We start from the raw sequence: 1,070 nt of genomic DNA, 5'->3' as shown, positions 1-1,070 counted from the left end.
GGGCTACTGTTCTTCCACTGGCCCCTTTACATGAGAATAAAAATCATTATCATTACTGGAGGGTGATAAATCAGATAGTCGGAGATCAAAGTTATCTACAATAAAACAACATCTAAAAAGATTCATCTATACGCCTGCATACTCTTATTATTTGTAGACAATACGTCATTGGCAAAAAATATTAATACAGACGAAGATGAAATGGTAGTTGAAGCCCCACGGTTAAATTTTAACAAAAACACAATACATCTTGATGATATAAAAAATATAAGAGGGACAAATAACGCTGACGTATTTGGAAATGAAACTTCGCTGCAAATTAATAATTCAAGAAATGAAGGCGGTGCTATAGATGTTGGTATTAGAGGGTTGCAAGGTAATGGACGAGTCCCCATAGTCATTGACGGTAGCCTCCAATCAACAAACACATGGAGAGGATATCAAGGCAGCGCAGACAGAACATATATAGATATGGACCTGATTGAATCTATTACGATCGAAAAAGGGGCTTCAAAAGGCAAGTTTTCCGGTGGAGCTATAGGCGGAACAATCAAAATGAAAACTATTGATGCGGCAAAGATAGTTCCTTCGGGTGATAATTTCGGTATTTTATTTAAAGGAGGTACTTATAACAACAATCGCAGGCCGGATATAGCTTCAGTAGAGGATGATCAATCAAATTATAAACTCTCTAACGGAATAAATAGCTACAGTTTTAACAATGGGTCAGTAACAGCGGGCTTGGCATATATTAATTATGACTTCGATTTTTTAATTGCTCACAGCGAAAGATATCAGGGAAATTACTTCGCCGGCAAGCATGGTTATGACAAGTATAGTGAGAAAACTCCAATCTCTCCAGGGCAGGAAGTGGTTAATACCAGTTATGAAAGCCATTCAAGCATATTAAAAATCGGACTTAATATTAATCCCTATAATAGAGTGGATATTAATTTAAGAAGGCATGAGCAAAAGGCAGGGGAAGTCCTTTCGGCGGGCTTGTTGCAAAAAATGGCGTTGTCATGAAAACTGAAGCTATTCATCCCTTCTTCAGTGAACCCACATGACCC

The 1,070-nt window shown here is 37.9% G+C and carries 1 protein-coding gene; it reads left to right on the top strand.

Annotated features, from left to right (window positions below; translation table 11 throughout):
* Positions 1-168 precede the first annotated feature (168 nt).
* A complete protein-coding gene (locus AEP37_RS23835) occupies positions 169-1,026 on the top strand; it encodes a TonB-dependent receptor plug domain-containing protein (protein WP_156168781.1) in 858 nt (285 codons plus the stop codon).
* The last annotated feature ends 44 nt before the right edge of the window (positions 1,027-1,070 follow it).

The sequence above is a fragment of the Yersinia pekkanenii genome, assembly GCF_001152565.1.
Lineage (GTDB): Bacteria > Pseudomonadota > Gammaproteobacteria > Enterobacterales > Enterobacteriaceae > Yersinia > Yersinia pekkanenii.
Note: the sequence above shows the minus strand (reverse complement) of the source record. Positions and strands in the feature narration are given on the sequence as shown.